The organism is Gluconobacter cadivus (assembly GCF_015244745.1).
GTDB lineage: Bacteria > Pseudomonadota > Alphaproteobacteria > Acetobacterales > Acetobacteraceae > Gluconobacter > Gluconobacter cadivus.
Genome location: NZ_JABCQI010000001.1, coordinates 367,385 through 384,093, shown reverse-complemented (window position 1 = coordinate 384,093; position 16,709 = coordinate 367,385). Strand labels below are relative to the sequence as shown.

The 16,709-nt window shown below is 61.7% G+C and carries 15 protein-coding genes; 12 read left to right on the top strand and 3 right to left on the bottom strand.

The annotated features are described in order from the left end of the window. Positions 1–5: 5 nt before the first annotated feature. From tatB to HKD28_RS01745, 5 genes are all read left to right on the top strand, one after another. A complete protein-coding gene (gene tatB / locus HKD28_RS01765; protein ID WP_194266613.1) occupies positions 6–611 on the top strand; it encodes a Sec-independent protein translocase protein TatB in 606 nt (201 codons plus the stop codon). Continuing rightward, positions 608–1,393 (top strand): twin-arginine translocase subunit TatC, encoded by a 786-nt coding sequence (gene tatC / locus HKD28_RS01760; RefSeq protein ID WP_062033683.1) that lies wholly within the window; start codon positions 608–610, stop codon positions 1,391–1,393. The genes tatB and tatC overlap by 4 nt, the downstream gene beginning before the upstream one ends. Positions 1,394–1,417: 24 nt before the next feature. Then, entirely contained in the window at positions 1,418–2,680 is a 1,263-nt protein-coding gene (gene serS / locus HKD28_RS01755) for a serine--tRNA ligase (RefSeq protein ID WP_194266612.1), read from the top strand. A 12-nt stretch (positions 2,681–2,692) separates the two neighbouring features. Then, positions 2,693–3,460 (top strand): META domain-containing protein, encoded by a 768-nt coding sequence (locus HKD28_RS01750; RefSeq protein ID WP_194266611.1) that lies wholly within the window; start codon positions 2,693–2,695, stop codon positions 3,458–3,460. Positions 3,461–3,712: 252 nt separating this feature from the next. Continuing rightward, positions 3,713–4,318: a helix-turn-helix domain-containing protein gene (locus tag HKD28_RS01745; RefSeq protein WP_194261607.1), complete on the top strand. Its 606-nt coding sequence runs from the start codon at positions 3,713–3,715 to the stop codon at positions 4,316–4,318. Positions 4,319–4,355: 37 nt separating this feature from the next. On the opposite strand, the gene HKD28_RS01740 is transcribed toward HKD28_RS01745, so the two are convergent. Then, positions 4,356–6,848, bottom strand: a complete 2,493-nt coding sequence (locus tag HKD28_RS01740; RefSeq protein ID WP_194266802.1) for a helicase-related protein — start codon at positions 6,846–6,848, stop codon at positions 4,356–4,358. Between the two features lie 150 nt (positions 6,849–6,998). Between HKD28_RS01740 and HKD28_RS01735 the strand changes: the two genes are divergently transcribed. The 3 genes from HKD28_RS01735 to HKD28_RS01725 all read left to right on the top strand — a co-directional run bounded on the left by HKD28_RS01735 (position 6,999) and on the right by HKD28_RS01725 (position 11,429). After that, entirely contained in the window at positions 6,999–7,886 is an 888-nt protein-coding gene (locus HKD28_RS01735; RefSeq protein WP_099285400.1) for a ferredoxin--NADP reductase, read from the top strand. A gap of 28 nt (positions 7,887–7,914) precedes the next feature. Continuing rightward, entirely contained in the window at positions 7,915–9,309 is a 1,395-nt protein-coding gene (gorA, locus tag HKD28_RS01730; RefSeq protein WP_194266610.1) for a glutathione-disulfide reductase, read from the top strand. A gap of 80 nt (positions 9,310–9,389) precedes the next feature. Beyond that, positions 9,390–11,429 (top strand): FUSC family protein, encoded by a 2,040-nt coding sequence (locus HKD28_RS01725; RefSeq protein WP_194266609.1) that lies wholly within the window; start codon positions 9,390–9,392, stop codon positions 11,427–11,429. Positions 11,430–11,435: 6 nt separating this feature from the next. On the opposite strand, the gene HKD28_RS01720 is transcribed toward HKD28_RS01725, so the two are convergent. After that, complete coding sequence (locus HKD28_RS01720) at positions 11,436–12,260, bottom strand: alpha/beta fold hydrolase (protein WP_194266608.1); 825 nt, start codon at positions 12,258–12,260, stop codon at positions 11,436–11,438. Positions 12,261–12,326: 66 nt separating this feature from the next. Beyond that, positions 12,327–12,740 carry a hypothetical protein gene (locus tag HKD28_RS01715; protein WP_174694200.1) on the bottom strand — a complete coding sequence of 138 codons (414 nt, stop codon included), beginning with the start codon at positions 12,738–12,740 and terminating at the stop codon, positions 12,327–12,329. 209 nt (positions 12,741–12,949) lie between these two features. Here HKD28_RS01715 and alkB point away from each other — a divergent pair, with 209 nt between their 5' ends. Genes alkB through HKD28_RS01695 form a run of 4 tightly spaced genes read left to right on the top strand, consistent with a single transcriptional unit; the run spans position 12,950 to position 16,705 of the window. Beyond that, a complete protein-coding gene (alkB, locus tag HKD28_RS01710; RefSeq protein WP_194266607.1) occupies positions 12,950–13,603 on the top strand; it encodes a DNA oxidative demethylase AlkB in 654 nt (217 codons plus the stop codon). Positions 13,604–13,650: 47 nt separating this feature from the next. Continuing rightward, positions 13,651–15,039: a class II 3-deoxy-7-phosphoheptulonate synthase gene (locus HKD28_RS01705; RefSeq protein ID WP_194266801.1), complete on the top strand. Its 1,389-nt coding sequence runs from the start codon at positions 13,651–13,653 to the stop codon at positions 15,037–15,039. Then, positions 15,039–16,253 carry a nicotinate phosphoribosyltransferase gene (locus tag HKD28_RS01700; RefSeq protein ID WP_194266606.1) on the top strand — a complete coding sequence of 405 codons (1,215 nt, stop codon included), beginning with the start codon at positions 15,039–15,041 and terminating at the stop codon, positions 16,251–16,253. The genes HKD28_RS01705 and HKD28_RS01700 overlap by 1 nt, the downstream gene beginning before the upstream one ends. Beyond that, entirely contained in the window at positions 16,250–16,705 is a 456-nt protein-coding gene (locus HKD28_RS01695) for a hypothetical protein (protein WP_194266605.1), read from the top strand. Before HKD28_RS01700 ends, HKD28_RS01695 begins: the two co-directional genes overlap by 4 nt. The last annotated feature ends 4 nt before the right edge of the window (positions 16,706–16,709 follow it).

Below are 16,709 nucleotides of genomic sequence, written 5' to 3'. Positions count from 1 at the left end.
GTCGCATGTTTGACTTCAGTTTCTCGGAAATCGCGCTGTTCGTGGTGGTGGCGATGGTCTTCATCCGCCCGAAGGACCTGCCGGTTGCCATCCGCACCCTGTCCAACGGGCTGAAGGCGATGCGGCGCATGGCGTCGGAGTTCCAGTCCCATGTGGACGAAATGGTCCGTGAGGCCGATCTGTCCGAGGCGCGGGATCAGTTCCGGGATCTGAAGAGTTTCAACCTGCGCGACCGTGTCACGAAAGCGATCGACGGCGACAATTCCATCCGCCGCAGTCTGGAACTGGATGCGCCGACGAAAGCGTCTGCCGCCGCGCTGCCAAAGGTTCCGCCCGCCCCGCCGCTTCCGCCGCCGCCTTCCCTGACCGATCTGGAAACGGTGCCCTACAATGCCCGTCCACGGTTCGAGCCAGCCGTGGACCTGCCCGTGCAGGAGGAGCCGGACGTCAACGAAGATGTCGCTGGTGCTCCGTCCATTCTCCCGCCCAGCACGGCACGGCGGCTCCAGCATGAGCGCTCCCGCTGGCGCGCGCCCGATATTCTGCCGCCCGTCCGCGCCATCCATGCCGGTCGGCGCATCCCCATCGCGAGCGGAAAGGACGGCGAATGACCGACACCGACAGCATCAACGACACGCCGATGCCGCTCCTCGAACATCTCGTGGAACTGCGCAAACGGCTGATCTGGTCGATCGTGACCTTCGTGATCGCCTTTGCTATCTGCTATCATTTTTCGGGCGAGATTTACCGCTTTCTGGCGGCCCCGCTCGGCAACATCATGCGCAAGAACGGCGAACAGCCACACCTGATCTACACCGCGCTGTATGAGGCCTTCTTTACCTATATCCGCGTGGCCGTGTTCGGCGCGACCTGCCTGTCCTTTCCCATGATTGCCATTCAGGCATGGATCTTCATCGCACCCGGCCTGTATCGCAGTGAAAAACGCGCCTTCGCACCGTTCCTGATCGCAACGCCCATCATGTTCCTGATCGGCGCGGCACTGGCCTATTACGTCGTGTTCCCTTACGCATGGCAGTTCTTCCTGTCCTTCCAGACGCCGCAGAACACTGATGGCGGCATGCAGATCGAACTTCAGGCCAAGGTGTCGGAATATCTGACGCTGGTCACGAAAATGATCCTCGCTTTTGGGGTCTGTTTCGAACTGCCCGTTATCCTGACGCTGCTGGTCCGTGTGGGGCTGCTGAGTGTGGCGCAACTCAAGCGTTTCCGCCGCTATGCCGTCGTCGCGTCCTTTGCGGTTGCGGCCGTCATTGCGCCGCCGGATGCGATTACGATGCTGAGCCTCGCCATTCCCCTCGTCGCACTGTACGAGGTATCCATCCTGACGGCCCGGTTCGTGGAACCGAAACCGATGGCCGCCGACGAAGACTGATGACACCTGCCGGAGCCCTGAACCATGCATGACCTGAAAGCCCTGCGCGCCGACCCGGCCGCTTTTGACGCTGCTCTCGCACGTCGGGGCCTGTCACCCGTGGGACAGCAGCTTGTCAGCGAAGACGAAGAGCGCCGTGCTGCTCTGGTCGCGCTTCAGGAAGCGCAGGCTGCCCGCAAGACGATCGCCAAGGAAATCGGCCTGCTCAAGCGCCAGAACCTCGACACCGCCGAAATTGAAGCAAAGGCCGTGGCCCTGCGCGACCAGATCGCGGGTCTTGAAGATCATGCCAACACGATCCAGACCCGCATCGACGATGTGCTGAAAGCCCTGCCGAACCGTCTCGATGCCTCCGTCCCGGACGGCAGAAGCGAAGACGACAACGTCGTCGTTCATGTCTGTGGTGAAAAGCGTGAACTGACCTTCGAGCCGAAACAGCATTTTGAGCTTGGCGAAGCGCTGGGCCTGATGGACTTCCCGACCGCTGCCAAACTGTCCGGCACGCGTTTTGTGGTCCTGCGTGGAGCACTGGCGCGTCTGGAACGCGCCCTTGGCCAGTTCATGCTCGACACCCATACGACCGAGTTCGGCTACAGCGAAACCAGCGTGCCGCTTCTGGTCAATGACGACGCGATGTACGGCACGGACAAGCTGCCCAAATTCGCCGAGGATTCGTTCCGCACCGAAGACGGCCGCTGGCTGATCCCGACCGCCGAAGTCCCGCTCACGGCGTCCGTCATGGGCGATATTCTGCCCGCTGATGCCCTGCCGATCCGCATGACCGCACTCTCGCAGTGTTTCCGGTCCGAAGCCGGTTCCGCCGGACGCGACGTGCGTGGCATGCTGCGCCAGCACCAGTTCACCAAATGCGAACTGGTCTCCGTCGTGCGTCCCGAAGACAGCGACGCCGAGCACGAACGCATGACGCAGGCCGCCGAGACGGTTCTGGAGCGTCTGGGGATCACCTTTCGCCGGATGCTGCTCTGCGCGGGCGATACGGGGTTTGGCGCGGCCAAGACGTTCGATCTGGAAGCCTGGCTACCGGGTCAGAAGGCATGGCGTGAAATTTCCTCGTGCTCCAACACGCGCGATTTTCAGGCACGCCGCATGAATGCGCGCTATCGTGCAGAAAACGGACCGGCCTTCGTCAACACGCTTAACGGCTCCGGTCTTGCTGTCGGCCGGACGATGATCGCGGTCATGGAGACCTATCAGAACGAAGACGGCAGCATCGATATCCCCGAGGTTCTGCGTCCTTACATGGGCGGGCTGAACCGCATCGGCTGAGGACTCTGACGCATGATGATCACGCTCCGCTGTTTTGCTCTGAACCTGCTAGTGGCAGGCTCAATCCTGTCCACTGCACCGGTTTATGCGGCTAGCCAGATAGCGAGTCAGGCGGCCACCATGCACACTCTGCAGGGTCAGGCCCTGTATCGTGAGCGCATGGCCCTGCCACCGGGCGCCGTTCTGAGCGTCTGGATCGAGGATACGGGAGCCACGCATGGCGCGCCCCTCGTCATGGCCGAGCAGCGCGCGGAGATCCATCATGGCGTGCCCATTCCCTATACGCTGACCTACCCCGCGCTGCCGCCGGGCGGTCATTACGTGTTGAACGCGGAAATTACGGTCGAGGGGCAGCGACTGTTCGCTACACCCGACGAAGGCACGCCGCTCGATCACCCGCAGCTTCTGCTGCGGCGTGTCGCGGAAACGACCGTTCGCGCACCGTACGGAACATGGCGAATTCAGAGCGTTGGCGATCTGAACATCCCCAACACCCCCGAAGCGCCGGATCTGACCCTGCAACAGGATGGCACGGTCTACGGGACGGATGGCTGCAACCGTCTGATGGGCCATTTCCGGCTTAAAGCGCAGACGCTTCAATTCCAGCCAATGGCCACGACACGCAAAGCCTGCCTTCCGCCGCTGATGGCTCAGGAACAGAAGATCGGCGCCTTCTTCCCGACCGTGACGTCATGGTCCCGGGACGGCAAAAACCATCTTATTCTGTATGGAAATACGACGTCCGGCACGATGGTGCTGGTACCGCAGGATGCCCAGTAGAAATTCGCTAAAAGACGGATTTTCAGGAAACTTTTCGTCCTCCGCGTTTTTTGAAAGGGCAGGGGGGTATCACTCCTCTTTCCTTGAAAAGCGAAATAGGACTAATCTGATCCGGCTACCGCTATCTTCCAAATGGATCGAGCAGACAGAGCTTTTCGCTGATGACGCGAAAACTCTGACAGGCGGAGAATTTCTGTCTCAGAACGGGCGCAGGATGGATCGCGCCACTGTCATCAGTCTGGAGGTTTAGACATGAAAACGGCACTTCAGCTCGGTCTCGGGCAGAAATGGACGTCTTATTCCGCATCTGACCGAACAGTGCGCGAAGTGCGCGAAATTGTGACGCTTGCCGCGGGGCGCGTCTGCTTCAGAACAGAAGGAAAGTCGCTTGTTCCGACGCAGACTTCCGAAGCGGCATACAAGGCATGGATTAGAGAAACGGAGGCCGTATTGACCAAAGATGCCATTCCACAAGCACAGCTTTCCCCCGGGCTAGAGCTTGGGCGTCGTATTCGGCTTTTGCGGGAAATGGCCGGGCTGAGCCAGAACCAGCTGGCTGAAAAAGTCGGGATTTCGCGCTCGGCCGTGGCTTTCTGGGAAACAGGCCGCTCAGGCCATGTGGGAAAGCATCTGGGCGGTCTGGCCGAAGTTCTGGGCGTGGAGCCCGAAGTTCTGCTGACGGGTATGGCCTACAAGGCGATCCAGGCAACCCTGACGCCAGATGAAGACACGATGCTTGCCCTCTACCGGCAGCTTGATCCGCTCATCAAGCTACAGGCCCAGAAATGGATCGAGCGGCGCGTGCGTCACAGCGAAGGCCAGAGCGCAAAAACTCCCCGTCCGCCTAAGTCGGCCTGAGTGGAAACGGCCTGACTTTCGTCAGGCCAGTGCCCTGTTACGAGGGTCGTCTGCGTGTACTGCCGGGACGCTTGCCGCCTTTCGCAGGGAACGTCCGGCCTCCCGAGTGAGACCCTGGCTTTTTCGAACCCGAAAAAGAGCTTCTGTCTCCAGACTTCCCGCCGCCGCGCCCCGGACGCTCACCGATACGCTGCTGCTTCTGGCTCTCGCGCATCCGGCTCTGGGTCCGCAGAACCTGTTCGATCCAGTCATTGAGAATGGACGTGTTGATTTCCGCGTCCTGACGGGCGGGATAAGCGTCCGGGAAGCGCAAAGCGAGCCAGCGCCAAGCCACCAGCCGTTTGTGCCGCTTCTCGGCCCGCTCCAGTTCCTCACGCCCCGCCTGCTCTGGATGCGGCAGCCGCCCTGTGCCCGGCGGCGGAACCGGACGTCCCGCTGCATGATCCGCGGCCCATTGGACAAGACGCTGAATCCCGTTGTCTCGCTCGTCGATCGGGCACATGGCGTAGGTCCAACGTGTCGAAAGATCGAGGTTTTCCACGCCTTCCAGAGCGGCCGCGATTTCCAGCGCCTGTTCCATGTCGGCGAGGCGGTAGTTCGGATCATCCGCACGCAGAACGGCATGTTTGATGCGCGTCAGAACGCCATAAAGACTGTCGCTGGCAATTTCTTCGGCAACGGCCCGGACGATATCCGAATCTGGCTGAACCAGTGGGCGGAGTTCCGTCACGACTTCAGGTGGCGCGCTGAGCATCTTTTTGACGAAGGTCGGGCTGCCCGCCCCGGCGAGCACGCAGACCAGCCCGTTTTCATGCTTGCCGTAACGCCCGGCCCGCCCGCCGATCTGTTTGACTTCCTGCGAGACCAGATCGCGCGTCTGACGTCCGTCGAATTTGCGCAGCGCACTAAACACGACCCGGCGGATGGACAGGTTTAGGCCCATGCCGATCGCATCCGTCGCAATAAGGATATCGGCCTCGCCATTGTTGAACCGGGCTGCTTCCGCACGCCGGACTTCCGGGCTCAGAGCGCCATACACCACGGCTACGCGACGCCCGCGCGCCATGAGCTCGGCGCGCAGATCCAGCACTTCGCGGCGCGAAAAGGCGATGACAGCGTCGCTGGGCTTGAGTTCATCGAGATGCAGCGTCTCACCCGCTTTGAGCGGGCTTTTGCGTTCGAGATGGATCTCATCCACCGGATCGTCGCAAAGCTCGGCGATGCGCTTGACCAGAGGGATGCAGTCCGGCGCGCCGAGGATGAAGACATGCCGTGCCGGGACACCCATGATGGCCGCCGTCCAGGCGGCCCCACGGTCCGGATCGGCGAGCATCTGCGCTTCGTCGATGATCGCGACATCCACCGGATTGTGGAACGGACACATCTCGACCGTCGCCGCCAGATGGCGTGCGCCGGGCATTTCGATCCGCTCCTCGCCCGTGGACAGGGATGCCGGAACGCCGCGCGAAAGCAGGGACTCGCGGAATTCATGGGCGAGCAGGCGCAGGGGCGCGAGCGCCAGACCGCTCTCGGCATTCGCCAGCGCATTGAGGGCTGTGTAGGACTTGCCGGAGTTCGTCGGCCCGGTCACGAGCGTGATGCGCCGTTTCAGCGCACGCGCCGTGCGGAAATGAGCCGCGAACCGGTCCAGCGCCGCGACACGGGCAATGGCCGCATTGCCCGCCTTGTTGCCCAGATCCAGAACTTCCGGCCGGTCTTTCGTTCCGCTACGCCATTGCGGCAGGAACGTCCGAAGGCGCTTGAGTTCTGTGGGATCGAAAAAGAACAGCTCGATTCCGTCCGGTCGCGTTTCGCGGCGCGCAACGGGAATCCGGTTTTCCGCAACCCAGCGCAGGGCCTCGCGGCGGGAGCAGTGCAGAACGCCGGGCAGGTCGTCGAAGCTGACGAGTCCCTCTTCCCACTGCCGCAGGCGTTCCAGTTCGCGTGCCCTGCGTTCTTCGGCACGGGCCTGAATGTCGGCCTGTTCACGGGCGCGGCGTTCTTCCGCAATCCGCAGATCGTCCTCAAAGCCCAGATCGACGCTGCCGAAGGCGCTGGCAATGCTCTGTGAGAGCTTTTCAAGCTGACCACTCGACAGGATTAGCCCGGTATCGGCCAGATCGGCGCGGACATCCTCCAGAACGGCGCGCGGAGAATCGCCCATCTCCTGCCAGCGCGTCATCAGGACGTCGTCCAGTGTCCGGCGCAGGGCAGGCATGTCGGCGCGGGGGTCATGGGTGCGGGCCGCCGCGTCCTGCGTGTCGGCTTTGCTGACCCAGACTTCACCGGCCCTGCGACACAGATTCATGAGCTGGGATGCCCAGGTCTTGCGGCGCACAACGCACAGCGCCTCGATCAACCCTTCATGGGACAGGCTTGCCTCCGGGCCTTCAAGCCGGCGCGCAACCTGACGCAGCAGGGCAGGGCGCTCGCGCGATGTAATCTCGAGCGAAGTTCCGAATTCAGCCTCGGCCCGCGCAAGGGCGCGTTCGGCCGGAGAGAGAGTGTCGGAAAGAGGGGCGTCCGGCATGGAGTCGTCTGTCATAAGAGTCTTGTGCGTCATTCCGGCATGCGCTTCAACGCACATGGGTTTCCCGAGCGGTGACGATTGGGCTAAAAGACCCGACCCTTATCAGGTCCGAGACCTGTTATCCGTTCCGCATCGGAGACAGAACCAGACATGTCTAACCCGACTTTTGCCGCCCCCACGCCCGAGATCGACGAGCCCCTGACCGGCCTGGTGCCGTTCGAAGGCCATCCGAAGCAGTATCGTCTTGCCGAGCCAAGCAAGGAATACGCGCATCTGTATCCGGCCAAGGTGCTGACGGTCCATCACTGGACGGACCGTCTGTTCAGCTTCACCACGACGCGCGATCCCGGTCTGCGCTTCGAGAACGGCCAGTTCGCGATGATCGGTATCGAAGTCGAGGGCAAGCCGCTCCTGCGCGCCTACTCAATCGCGTCCGCCAATTACGAAGACAACATGGAGTTCCTCTCCATCGCTGTCCCCGATGGCCCGCTGACCTCGCGTCTGCGCCATGTGAAGGTTGGTGATACGGTTCTGATCGGCCGCAAGCCGGTTGGCACACTGCTGCTCGACAACCTCAAGCCGGGCCGCAACCTGTATTTCCTGTCCACGGGAACGGGTCTGGCGCCGTTCATGAGCCTCATCAAGGACCCTGAGGCCTATGAGCGCTATGAAAACGTGATTCTCAGCCACACCGTCCGCATTTCGGGCGAACTGGCCTACGAGAACCACATCCGCCACGAACTGCCGCAGCATGAGTTCCTCGGTGAGTTCGTTGCCGGCAAGCTGCGCTACTACCCGGCTGTAACCCGCGAAGATTACGCCGTGACCGATCGCATCACCAAGCTGATCGAGACGGGCAAGATCTTCGAGGATCTGGGCATCGACAAGCTGGACCCCGAACATGACCGTGTCATGATCTGCGGTTCGCCGGAAATGCTGGCCGACACCGAAGCCCTGCTGGAGCGTATGGGTTTTGAAGAGGGCAATATGAGCCATCAGGGTTCGTATGTCGTTGAGAAGGCCTTCGCCGAGCGCTGAGGTTTCAAACAGGGTACGAAAGGCCAGGATGATGCAGGATTTTGATCTGTTCGTTATTGGTGCCGGTTCGGGCGGAGTGCGCTGCGCGCGCATTGCCGCCCAGAACGGAGCGCGCATCGCGATTGCGGAGCGCCGTCACTGGGGCGGAACCTGCGTCAATCTGGGCTGTGTGCCCAAGAAACTGATGGTCTATGCGGCCGATTATGGCCGCGAAATCGCCGATGCCCCGTCCTATGGATGGGACGTCGCACCGGTCGCGCATGACTGGTCCACGCTGATCAGCGCTAAGGACCGCGAGATCGAGCGCCTCAACCGCATCTATGTGTCGATGCTGGAAAAGGCGGGCGTGACGCTGTTTACGGGCGATGCCAGTTTCGTGGACGCCCATACGGTCGAAATCGGCCCGTCCGAGCTCGCACCGGACGCGCCCGTCCAGCGTGTCCGGGCAAAGAACATCGTCATCGCCACGGGCTCCACGCCCACGCGCCTGAATATTCCCGGCGCCGAACACGCCATTGTCTCGGACGATGCCTTCCATCTGGCGGACCGCCCCGAGCGCGTCGCCGTGATCGGCAGCGGCTATATTGGCCTAGAATTTGCCGGGATTTTTGCAGGGCTGGGGTCGAAGGTCGATCTGGTGTTCCGCCAGTCGCACCCTCTGCGCGGGTTCGACAACGAACTGCGCGCCCATCTCTCCGAACTGCTGCCACTGAACGGCATCAAAGCGCATCCCGGACGCTCGCCGGAGCGGATCGAGAAGGTCGGCGAAATTTTCCGTCTGCATCTTGAAGGCGGCGAGATCATCGAGACGGACTGCGTCTTCATGGCGACGGGCCGTCATCCCAATCTGGCCCCGCTCAAGCTCGATAATGCGGGTGTGGCCACATGGGACGGCCGTATTCCGGCCAAACCTGACGATGCGACCACCAACGTGCCCGGCATCTATGCCATCGGTGACGTGACGGACACCTACAATCTTACGCCGACCGCCATTGCCGAAGGTCATATCCTCGCCGAGCGGCTGTTTGGCGAACCGGGCCGGGAGTGGTCTTTCGCCACGACGCCCAAGGCTGTGTTCTTCTCCCAGCCGCTTGCCACGGTGGGTCTGAGCGAAGAAGACGCCGTACAGAGCCATGACGTGGATATCTACACATCCAGCTTCACGCCGATGCGCCAGACGCTTTCAGGCCGCAAGGGCAAGACCCTGATGAAGCTCGTCGTGGACGCAAAGAGCCAGATCGTGCTTGGCGCTCACATGATCGGCCCGGATGCGCCGGAAATCATTCAGGGCCTGGCCATTGCGATTACGGCAAAGCTGACAAAGCGGGATTTCGATCGCACGATTGGCCTGCACCCCACCAGCGCGGAGGAATTCGTGACCATGCGAAGCCTCACACGCCACGTTCCCCGAAAAGCAGGCTGACATATCATGACGGCGCGTACTGGTCTCACGGAGGCCCGGCAATCGGGCCGTCACAAAATTTCTGAAGGGCAAGACCGGGCATGAAGTTTGGCTGGCTGTTTGCCCCGTCCATCACGTCCGTCATGTTCGCCCTCCGCACCACGGTCGCCTCGCTTCTGGCGCTGGCGATCGCGCTGTGGATGGAACTCGGTGAGCCGCAATGGGCCGCCATGACCGTCTGGATCGTCGCCCAGAATTCGCGCGGGGAGAGTATTTCCAAAGGGCGCTGGCGTCTGGTCGGCACCGTCATCGGGATGGTGATGGCGATTGTGCTCATGGCGGCTTTCCCGCAATCGCCGTGGCTGTTCCTGCCGGCCCTTGCCATCTGGGTCGGGCTGTGCGCGGGCCTTGCCACGCTGACACACAACTTCCGTGGTTATGCGCTCGTGCTTGCGGGCTATACCTGCACCATCATTGCGCTGGGCGCGGTGAAGGAACCGGACCACGTCTTCAACATCGCGATGGCGAGGGGAACCTATATTTTCCTCGGCGTGATCTGCGAGACGGCGATGGGTATGATCGCGCTGCCCAATGTCGCTGGGCGTGCGCGTGAAGAACTGCGCAATCGTCTTCAGGCCATCCTTACCCGCGCCATTCCGGCGCTGACGGCTGTCCTGCGCCAGAAAACCGGCGCGACGGATGACCTGTCCGCGCTGCTGGGGTCTCTTCAGGCCTCCAGCGATCAGATCGAATTCAGCCGCATCGAGATCCGCAGCGAAGGCAACGAAGTCGAGCACGCCTATGTCACGCTCGGATTGGTTGCGCGTGTTCTGTCGCGTGGACTGGGTCTGCGCACCCGCATGACGTCCGTGACGCATCAGCCTGAAGCTCTGCGGCCGTTTCTGGAAAACATGGCCAATGCTCTGGACGGCTTGCCGGAGCGTCTGGTGACGGACCGTCGCGGAATCGGTGCCCTGATGCAGGCCGAGGCCCTTCTGGCGGAATGTCGGGGGCGCATGCAGACGGTTCTGCCCCGCGACGACGAGGATTCCCTGAACGAGGGCATCATCCTCACGGGCGTGGAAGTCATGCTGTCCGATCTGTGCGAGACCCTGCGCTCCTATCGGGCCAGCGTGGATGGGGCACCGGTGTCCGAACGGCATCGCCTGACCCGCAACCCGGACTGGCGGGCCTCCATGCGCAACGGCATCCGCACGACCGTGGCGTTGCTGTTCGGGGCCTATGTCTGGGAAGTCACGGCATGGCCGCAGGGTAGCGTGTTTCTGACCTTTATCGCCGTGGTCTGCGCGCGTTTTGCAACCTTCGAGAACACCGTGCTGTTGAGTTCCGCATTTTTCTACGGTGCGGTTTTCGCGGCTCTGGGAAGCATCATCCCGGTCTTTATCGTTATGCCGGTTACGGCGAATTATCCGTTCTTCTGCCTCGTGGTTGGCTTCTTTATGATGATAGGCGGTCTGGCCGCCCGCAATCCGTCCACGGCGGTCATGGCGGCATCCTATGGGACGTTTTTTCCATTCCTGCTGGGAATGGACAATCAGGGACGTATCAACGAACTCGGCTGGTTCAATACCACCATTGCCCTGCTGCTGGGCCTTGGAGCGGGTGTGGTGATCTTCCGTGCCATCCTGCCGTTTACGCCCGCTCGTGCGGGCGAAGTCCTGCGCTATCAGCTCAAGCGCAGCCTGCGACGTCTGGCGCTGCCGGGTGTCGTGATGGACGAATATGTCTGGATCAACGAAGGCACGCAGAGCATGGAGCGCGCCGTGCGCTTTGCAGGCTCTCTGTCCAGCGATCGGGCAGAGGCCATGTTGCGCGGAACGCTTTCGGTGCTGACGGTCGGACGAAACGTACTGATGCTGCGTAAACTCGCGCAGCACGGAAGCCTGCCTGACACGGCGGTGGCTGCAGTGGACGGGCTGGTCCGCAACCTATCCCGCCGCAAGCTGCCTCTGACGCATACGACAGCAACCATCGACCCAACACTCGACGAGCTTTATGCGCTGGAGCGACAGTCACAGGACCCGTCGATCCGCCACGATCTGGTTCTGGCCATTGGTTCCCTGCTGATCGTGCGGACTGAAATGCCGGTCAGCAGGGCGTTTCTCAAAGGCGCGTTCTGAAGCGTCTCAGGGTGCGGCGAGGAAGCGGAGCAGATCCTCGTTCACCCGCTCGGCATGGGTCAGGAAAAGTCCGTGCGGGGCGCCTTCATAAGAAATCCAGGTCGAACCCGGAATGGCCGCTGCGGCTTTCTCGCCGGAGATTTCCGCCGGAACGGTTGAATCAGCTGTCCCATGGATCACCAGCGTCGGGACGGTAAAGGCCTGAAGATCCGGACGGAAATCGGTCGTGCCCCAAGCATCCACGCAGTCCAGTGTGGCCATCGGGCTAGCCATGCTGGCCAGCAGGAAAGACCAGTCCAGCACGCCCTGACTGACGGGGTGATGGATCATGCTGACGCCGTAGAAGTCTGGAATGAAATCTTTCAGGAAGCCAAAACGGTCCTGACGGATTTTCTGCTTGATGCCGTCGAGCACGGCAATGTCCACGCCTTTAGGATTGTCGGACGTCTTGAGCAGGAACGGCACGACGGACGAGAGCAGGACGGTTTTGGAAATGCGTGAACGACCATGTCGGCTCAGATAGCGGGCGACTTCGCCGCCGCCCATGGAGAAGCCGACCAGCGTCGCATCCCACAGATCGAGCTGTTCGAGAATGACCGCCAGATCGTCGGCAAATGTATCGTAGTCGTAGCAGTCGATCGGGTGGCCGGACTGGCCGAAGCCGCGCCGGTCATAGGTGATGACGCGATAACCCGCCTCCACCAGTGCAAGCGTCTGTTTTTCCCACATGTCCCCGGTGAGGGGCCAGCCATGAATCAGGACGACAGGCTTGCCTGCCCCCATGTCCTTGACGTGCAGGCTCGTTCCATCAGTGGCGGTGATATACGGCATGGTTCTGATCCTCGAAGGAAGTCATACGGGGATCAGAACTTGCTGCCGGGGTTTTGGTTGCGTGTCTTACCAGCCGTTTCCGCGCGGCGCGACATAGCCGTTGCCGGTGGCGTCGCCGAGCTGGCCGGACTGCGTATTGTTACTACCTTGATAGGACGATCCGAACTTGGAGAGGTTTGCGCCCGTTACGGAATCACGTTCCACACCCGCCTCATGGTCCGGGTCCGGACCATGCTCGAAATCGTTGGAAGGCGTATCGGAATAGCCCGGAGGCGGCTTGCGATGGCCGCGTGCCCGGAAATGCTCGCCGCCTGTCGTGGCCTGCTGCTTGGCGTCCGTCTGCCCCTGATTCGGCTGCACGGGAAGGGTCGTGCCGGAGGCATAAGGCTGACCGAACGTCGCGGTCTGGGCCTGTGCCGCCCCTGCCACCAGGGCAGTCGCCAGCAGGGCGTGGCAGAAGAAACGGGAAGAGGACAACATGTGATCCAGTCCTTGGCCGATCATGACAACAAAACTGCCTTGCAGAGTTCTGATAACGTCATGGTCTGACATTCATCGGCAAGGCGGCATATCGTTTTATAATCGGCCTGCTTTGAGCCGGGTTCAAGAGTTCTTTTCCTGTGCAACGTTCCCATATGCAGGGTCATGCCGAAATTCGGGAAATTTTATCGCCGTTCGGAGAGAGGTTGATGGAGGATCTTTTCGCGTCTCTGCGTCCCAGAACCGTTCTGGCGGAGGGCGCGGTGTGGTTGCCCGGCTTTGCACTGCCGGATGCTTCTGCGCTCCATCAGGCCATTGTGGATGTGAGCGCCATCGCGCCCTTCCGGCATTTTCGCACGCGCATGGGAGCGATGTCCGCCGCCATGACCTCCTGCGGAGCCTGTGGCTGGACTGCCGATCCATCGGGATATCGCTACACCCGAACTGATCCACAGACCGGCCTGTTCTGGCCAGCCATGCCGGACGTACTTCGTCATTTTGCTGTCCGGGCGGCAGCGGAAGCGAGATATGACGGCTTCGATCCCGCCTCCTGCCTCATCAATCGCTATGCGCCGGGAGCGGGCATGGGGCTGCATCAGGACCGTGACGAGGGGCAGCCGGAAGCGCCGGTCGTGTCGGTTTCCCTTGGTATCCCGGCACGCTTTTCGTTCGGTGGCCTCACACGGAATGAGCCCAGGCGCATCATCGAACTTCTGGATGGCGATGTCGTGGTCTGGGGTGGGGCATCGCGCTTTGCGTGGCACGGGGTCTCCCGCATTCGCGAAACATTCCATCCACAGACAGGTGCCATGCGATACAATCTGACGTTTCGCGCTATCAACGTCGCGCTTTTTCAGCCATAACCAGCCCCCCGCAACTCCTGCATTCACATCCTTCCGGAGGGCATTTGATGCACCCCTCGAGCCAGACCCCGACGTCCACCAACACGATGTCCTGGTCTCCTGCAAGCTGGCGTTCCCGCCCCATCGTCCAGGCTCCATCCTATGCGGATGAAGCGGCGCTTGCTGCTGTCGAAGCTCGTCTGCATCGATATCCACCGCTGGTTTTTGCGGGGGAAGCCCGTCGCCTCAAGACCCGTCTGGCCGCAGCATCGCGTGGTGAGGCTTTTGTCCTTCAGGGCGGCGCTTGTGCCGAGAGCTTCGACGAGTTCACGGCTGACATCGTGCGCGACACGTTCCGCGTCCTGCTCCAGATGGCTGTGGTCCTGACATTCGCTGCCAAGGTGCCGGTCGTGAAAATCGGCCGTATGGCCGGGCAGTATGCCAAGCCGCGCTCGTCCAATACAGAGACGATCGATGGCGTGACGCTGCCGTGCTATCGCGGTGACATCATCAATGGCCCCGAATTCACGCCCGAAGCCCGTATTCCTGATCCGCGCCGTATGGAGACCGGATATTTCCAGTCCGCCGGCGTGATGAACCTGCTTCGTGCTTTCGCGCATGGCGGTTATGCGAATCTGCATCAGGTTCATAGCTGGAATCTGGGCTTTGTGGAGCGTTCTCCGCTCGCCGCGCGTTATCAGGATCTGGCCCACCGCATCGACGAGACGTTGTCCTTCCTGCGCGCCTGCGGGTTTGACGGTTCGGCCTCGCAGATCGACGAGACGGAGTTCTACACGTCTCACGAGGCGTTGCTGCTGCCGTACGAACAGGCTCTGACCCGCGTGGACAGCACGAGCGGTGCCTATTACGACTGCTCGGCGCATTTCCTGTGGATCGGCGATCGCACCCGTCAGCCGGACGGCGCGCATGTCGAATTCCTGCGCGGCGTGCAGAACCCGATCGGCATCAAGGTCGGCCCGACCACGACGGTTGCGGATCTCGAAAAGCTGCTCGAAATCCTGAACCCGAATGACGAGGCCGGTCGCATCACGCTGATCTCGCGTATGGGCAAGGACAAGGTGCGTGAGCATCTGCCGCCGCTGCTCGATGCCGTAAACCGCACGGGCCGCACCGTGACTTGGCTGTGCGATCCGATGCATGGCAACACCACGACCACGTCCAGCAAGATCAAGACGCGCTCTTTCGACAACATCCTTGGCGAAGTGCTTGGCTTCTTCGACGTTTTCGAGGCCGCAGGCCGTCGTCCGGGCGGGATCCATCTTGAAATGACGGGTCAGGACGTCACGGAATGCATCGGTGGAGCCCAGTGCCTCACCGAAGACGATCTGGCGGGTCGCTATGAAACATTCTGTGATCCGCGCCTTAATGCGGAACAGTCCCTTGAAATGGCCTTCCTTCTTGCTCAGGAATTGACGGGACGAGCAGGAAAGAAATAATGACCGCTTCCGATCCCCAGAATACTCCACAAGCCGCGCTCCGGCGCGCGCTTGGCACTCTCGGCCCGCTGGACGAGACAACCATCGAAGCGCGGACGGACGCCTATTTCGGGCGAACGCGCCATATCGTGGAGCATTTCGGGGATTCCCGCGTCACCTATGCGGTGTTCATCCGCCGCCCGGTGATTGCGGCGTGCGGTCTGGTCACGCAGTGGTTGAAGAACGTGGCGGAGGCACAGGGCTTCGACCTTGAATGCCGGGAAATGTATGCCGAAGGCGAATGGGTCGGTGCGGGCGAGCCGCTGCTGTACCTGACCGGCAGTTTCAGTCGTCTGGCGCCGCTGGAAACGCTGGTGCTCCAGCGGATCGGCTCGACCTGCGTGGCAGCCCATAACGCCTATCAGATGGCCATGGCGCTCCCCTCCATTCCGTTCCTCGCCATGGACGCCCGGCACTGCGCGGGTTTTGAGATGCAGGAACAGATGGCCTATGCGGCGGGCGTCGGCTCCCGCGCGGCCCGCAAGGAAGGGGCACGTGGCTTCATCGGCAATGCCAATGACGCCACGGCTGGTTTCTTCGGTCTTGATGCCGGTCTGGGCACGATGCCTCATGCCCTGATCGGATATGCAGGCTCCACGCTGCGTGCGGCGGAGATGTATGACGAGGTCTATCCGAACGATCCGCTAACGGTGCTGGTGGATTACTTCGGACAGGAAATCACGGATGCGCTCGCCGTCTGTCGCCGTTTCCCCGAGCGCGCCGCGAAGGGCCATCTGAGTGTCCGTCTGGACACGCATGGCGGGCGCTTCCTTGAAGGACTGGACCCCCAGACCTCATATGGTGTGCTTGAGCGTCACACGCCGGGCACCATCCGTCGCTACCGTTCCGATCAGGAACTGCGCGATCTGGTGGGAACGGGCGTGTCGGCGGCGGCGATCTGGCGCATGAGGGAGGCTCTGGACCATGCGGGTTTCCATCATGTCAGGATCGTTGCCTCTTCTGGCTTCAACGTCGCCAAATGTTCGACGATGCGGGACGCTCATGCCCCGATCGACGTGATCGGCAGCGGGTCCTTCATTCCCGACCGCTGGTCCGAAACCTATGCAACGGCTGATATCGTGGCCTATGACGGGCAGCCCCGCGTCAAACTCGGACGCGAGTTCCTGCTCCAGAAGGTCCGTGACAGCCACGAGACATCCAAGGACATTTCATGACCGACGATACGATTGACCCTGTCGAAGGCGCCCCGGAAAACGACCCGCAGACGGGAACGTGGAGCGTACGCATCATCGACCTGTCCGGCGCTTCGGAAGGCGAGGATGACACGGTCGAGGTGGTCAAGGACTTCATCGACCTGATGCACGCCAACGCCTATGCCCGCGCTTACGTCCGCGACAGCATCGAGCGGTGCCGCACTCCGGGTGCGAGCAGCAAGGAAGTGATCGAGAACTGGTTCGCTTTCGGCGAAAACGCCGAAGTCGTGGACGCAGGCGAGGATGGCTGGAAGTCCTCCACGGAACTCGAAGACTTCGCGGCCAGCCGTGCGACCCCGATGGAGCGTGACTGGCGCGCCATTGACCCGCGTCGCCTTGTCGATGACGAGGAAATCGCTGGGCCGCCGGATGATGACGACGACGAAAACCGCCACGAAGTGATCCGTCACTGAACAC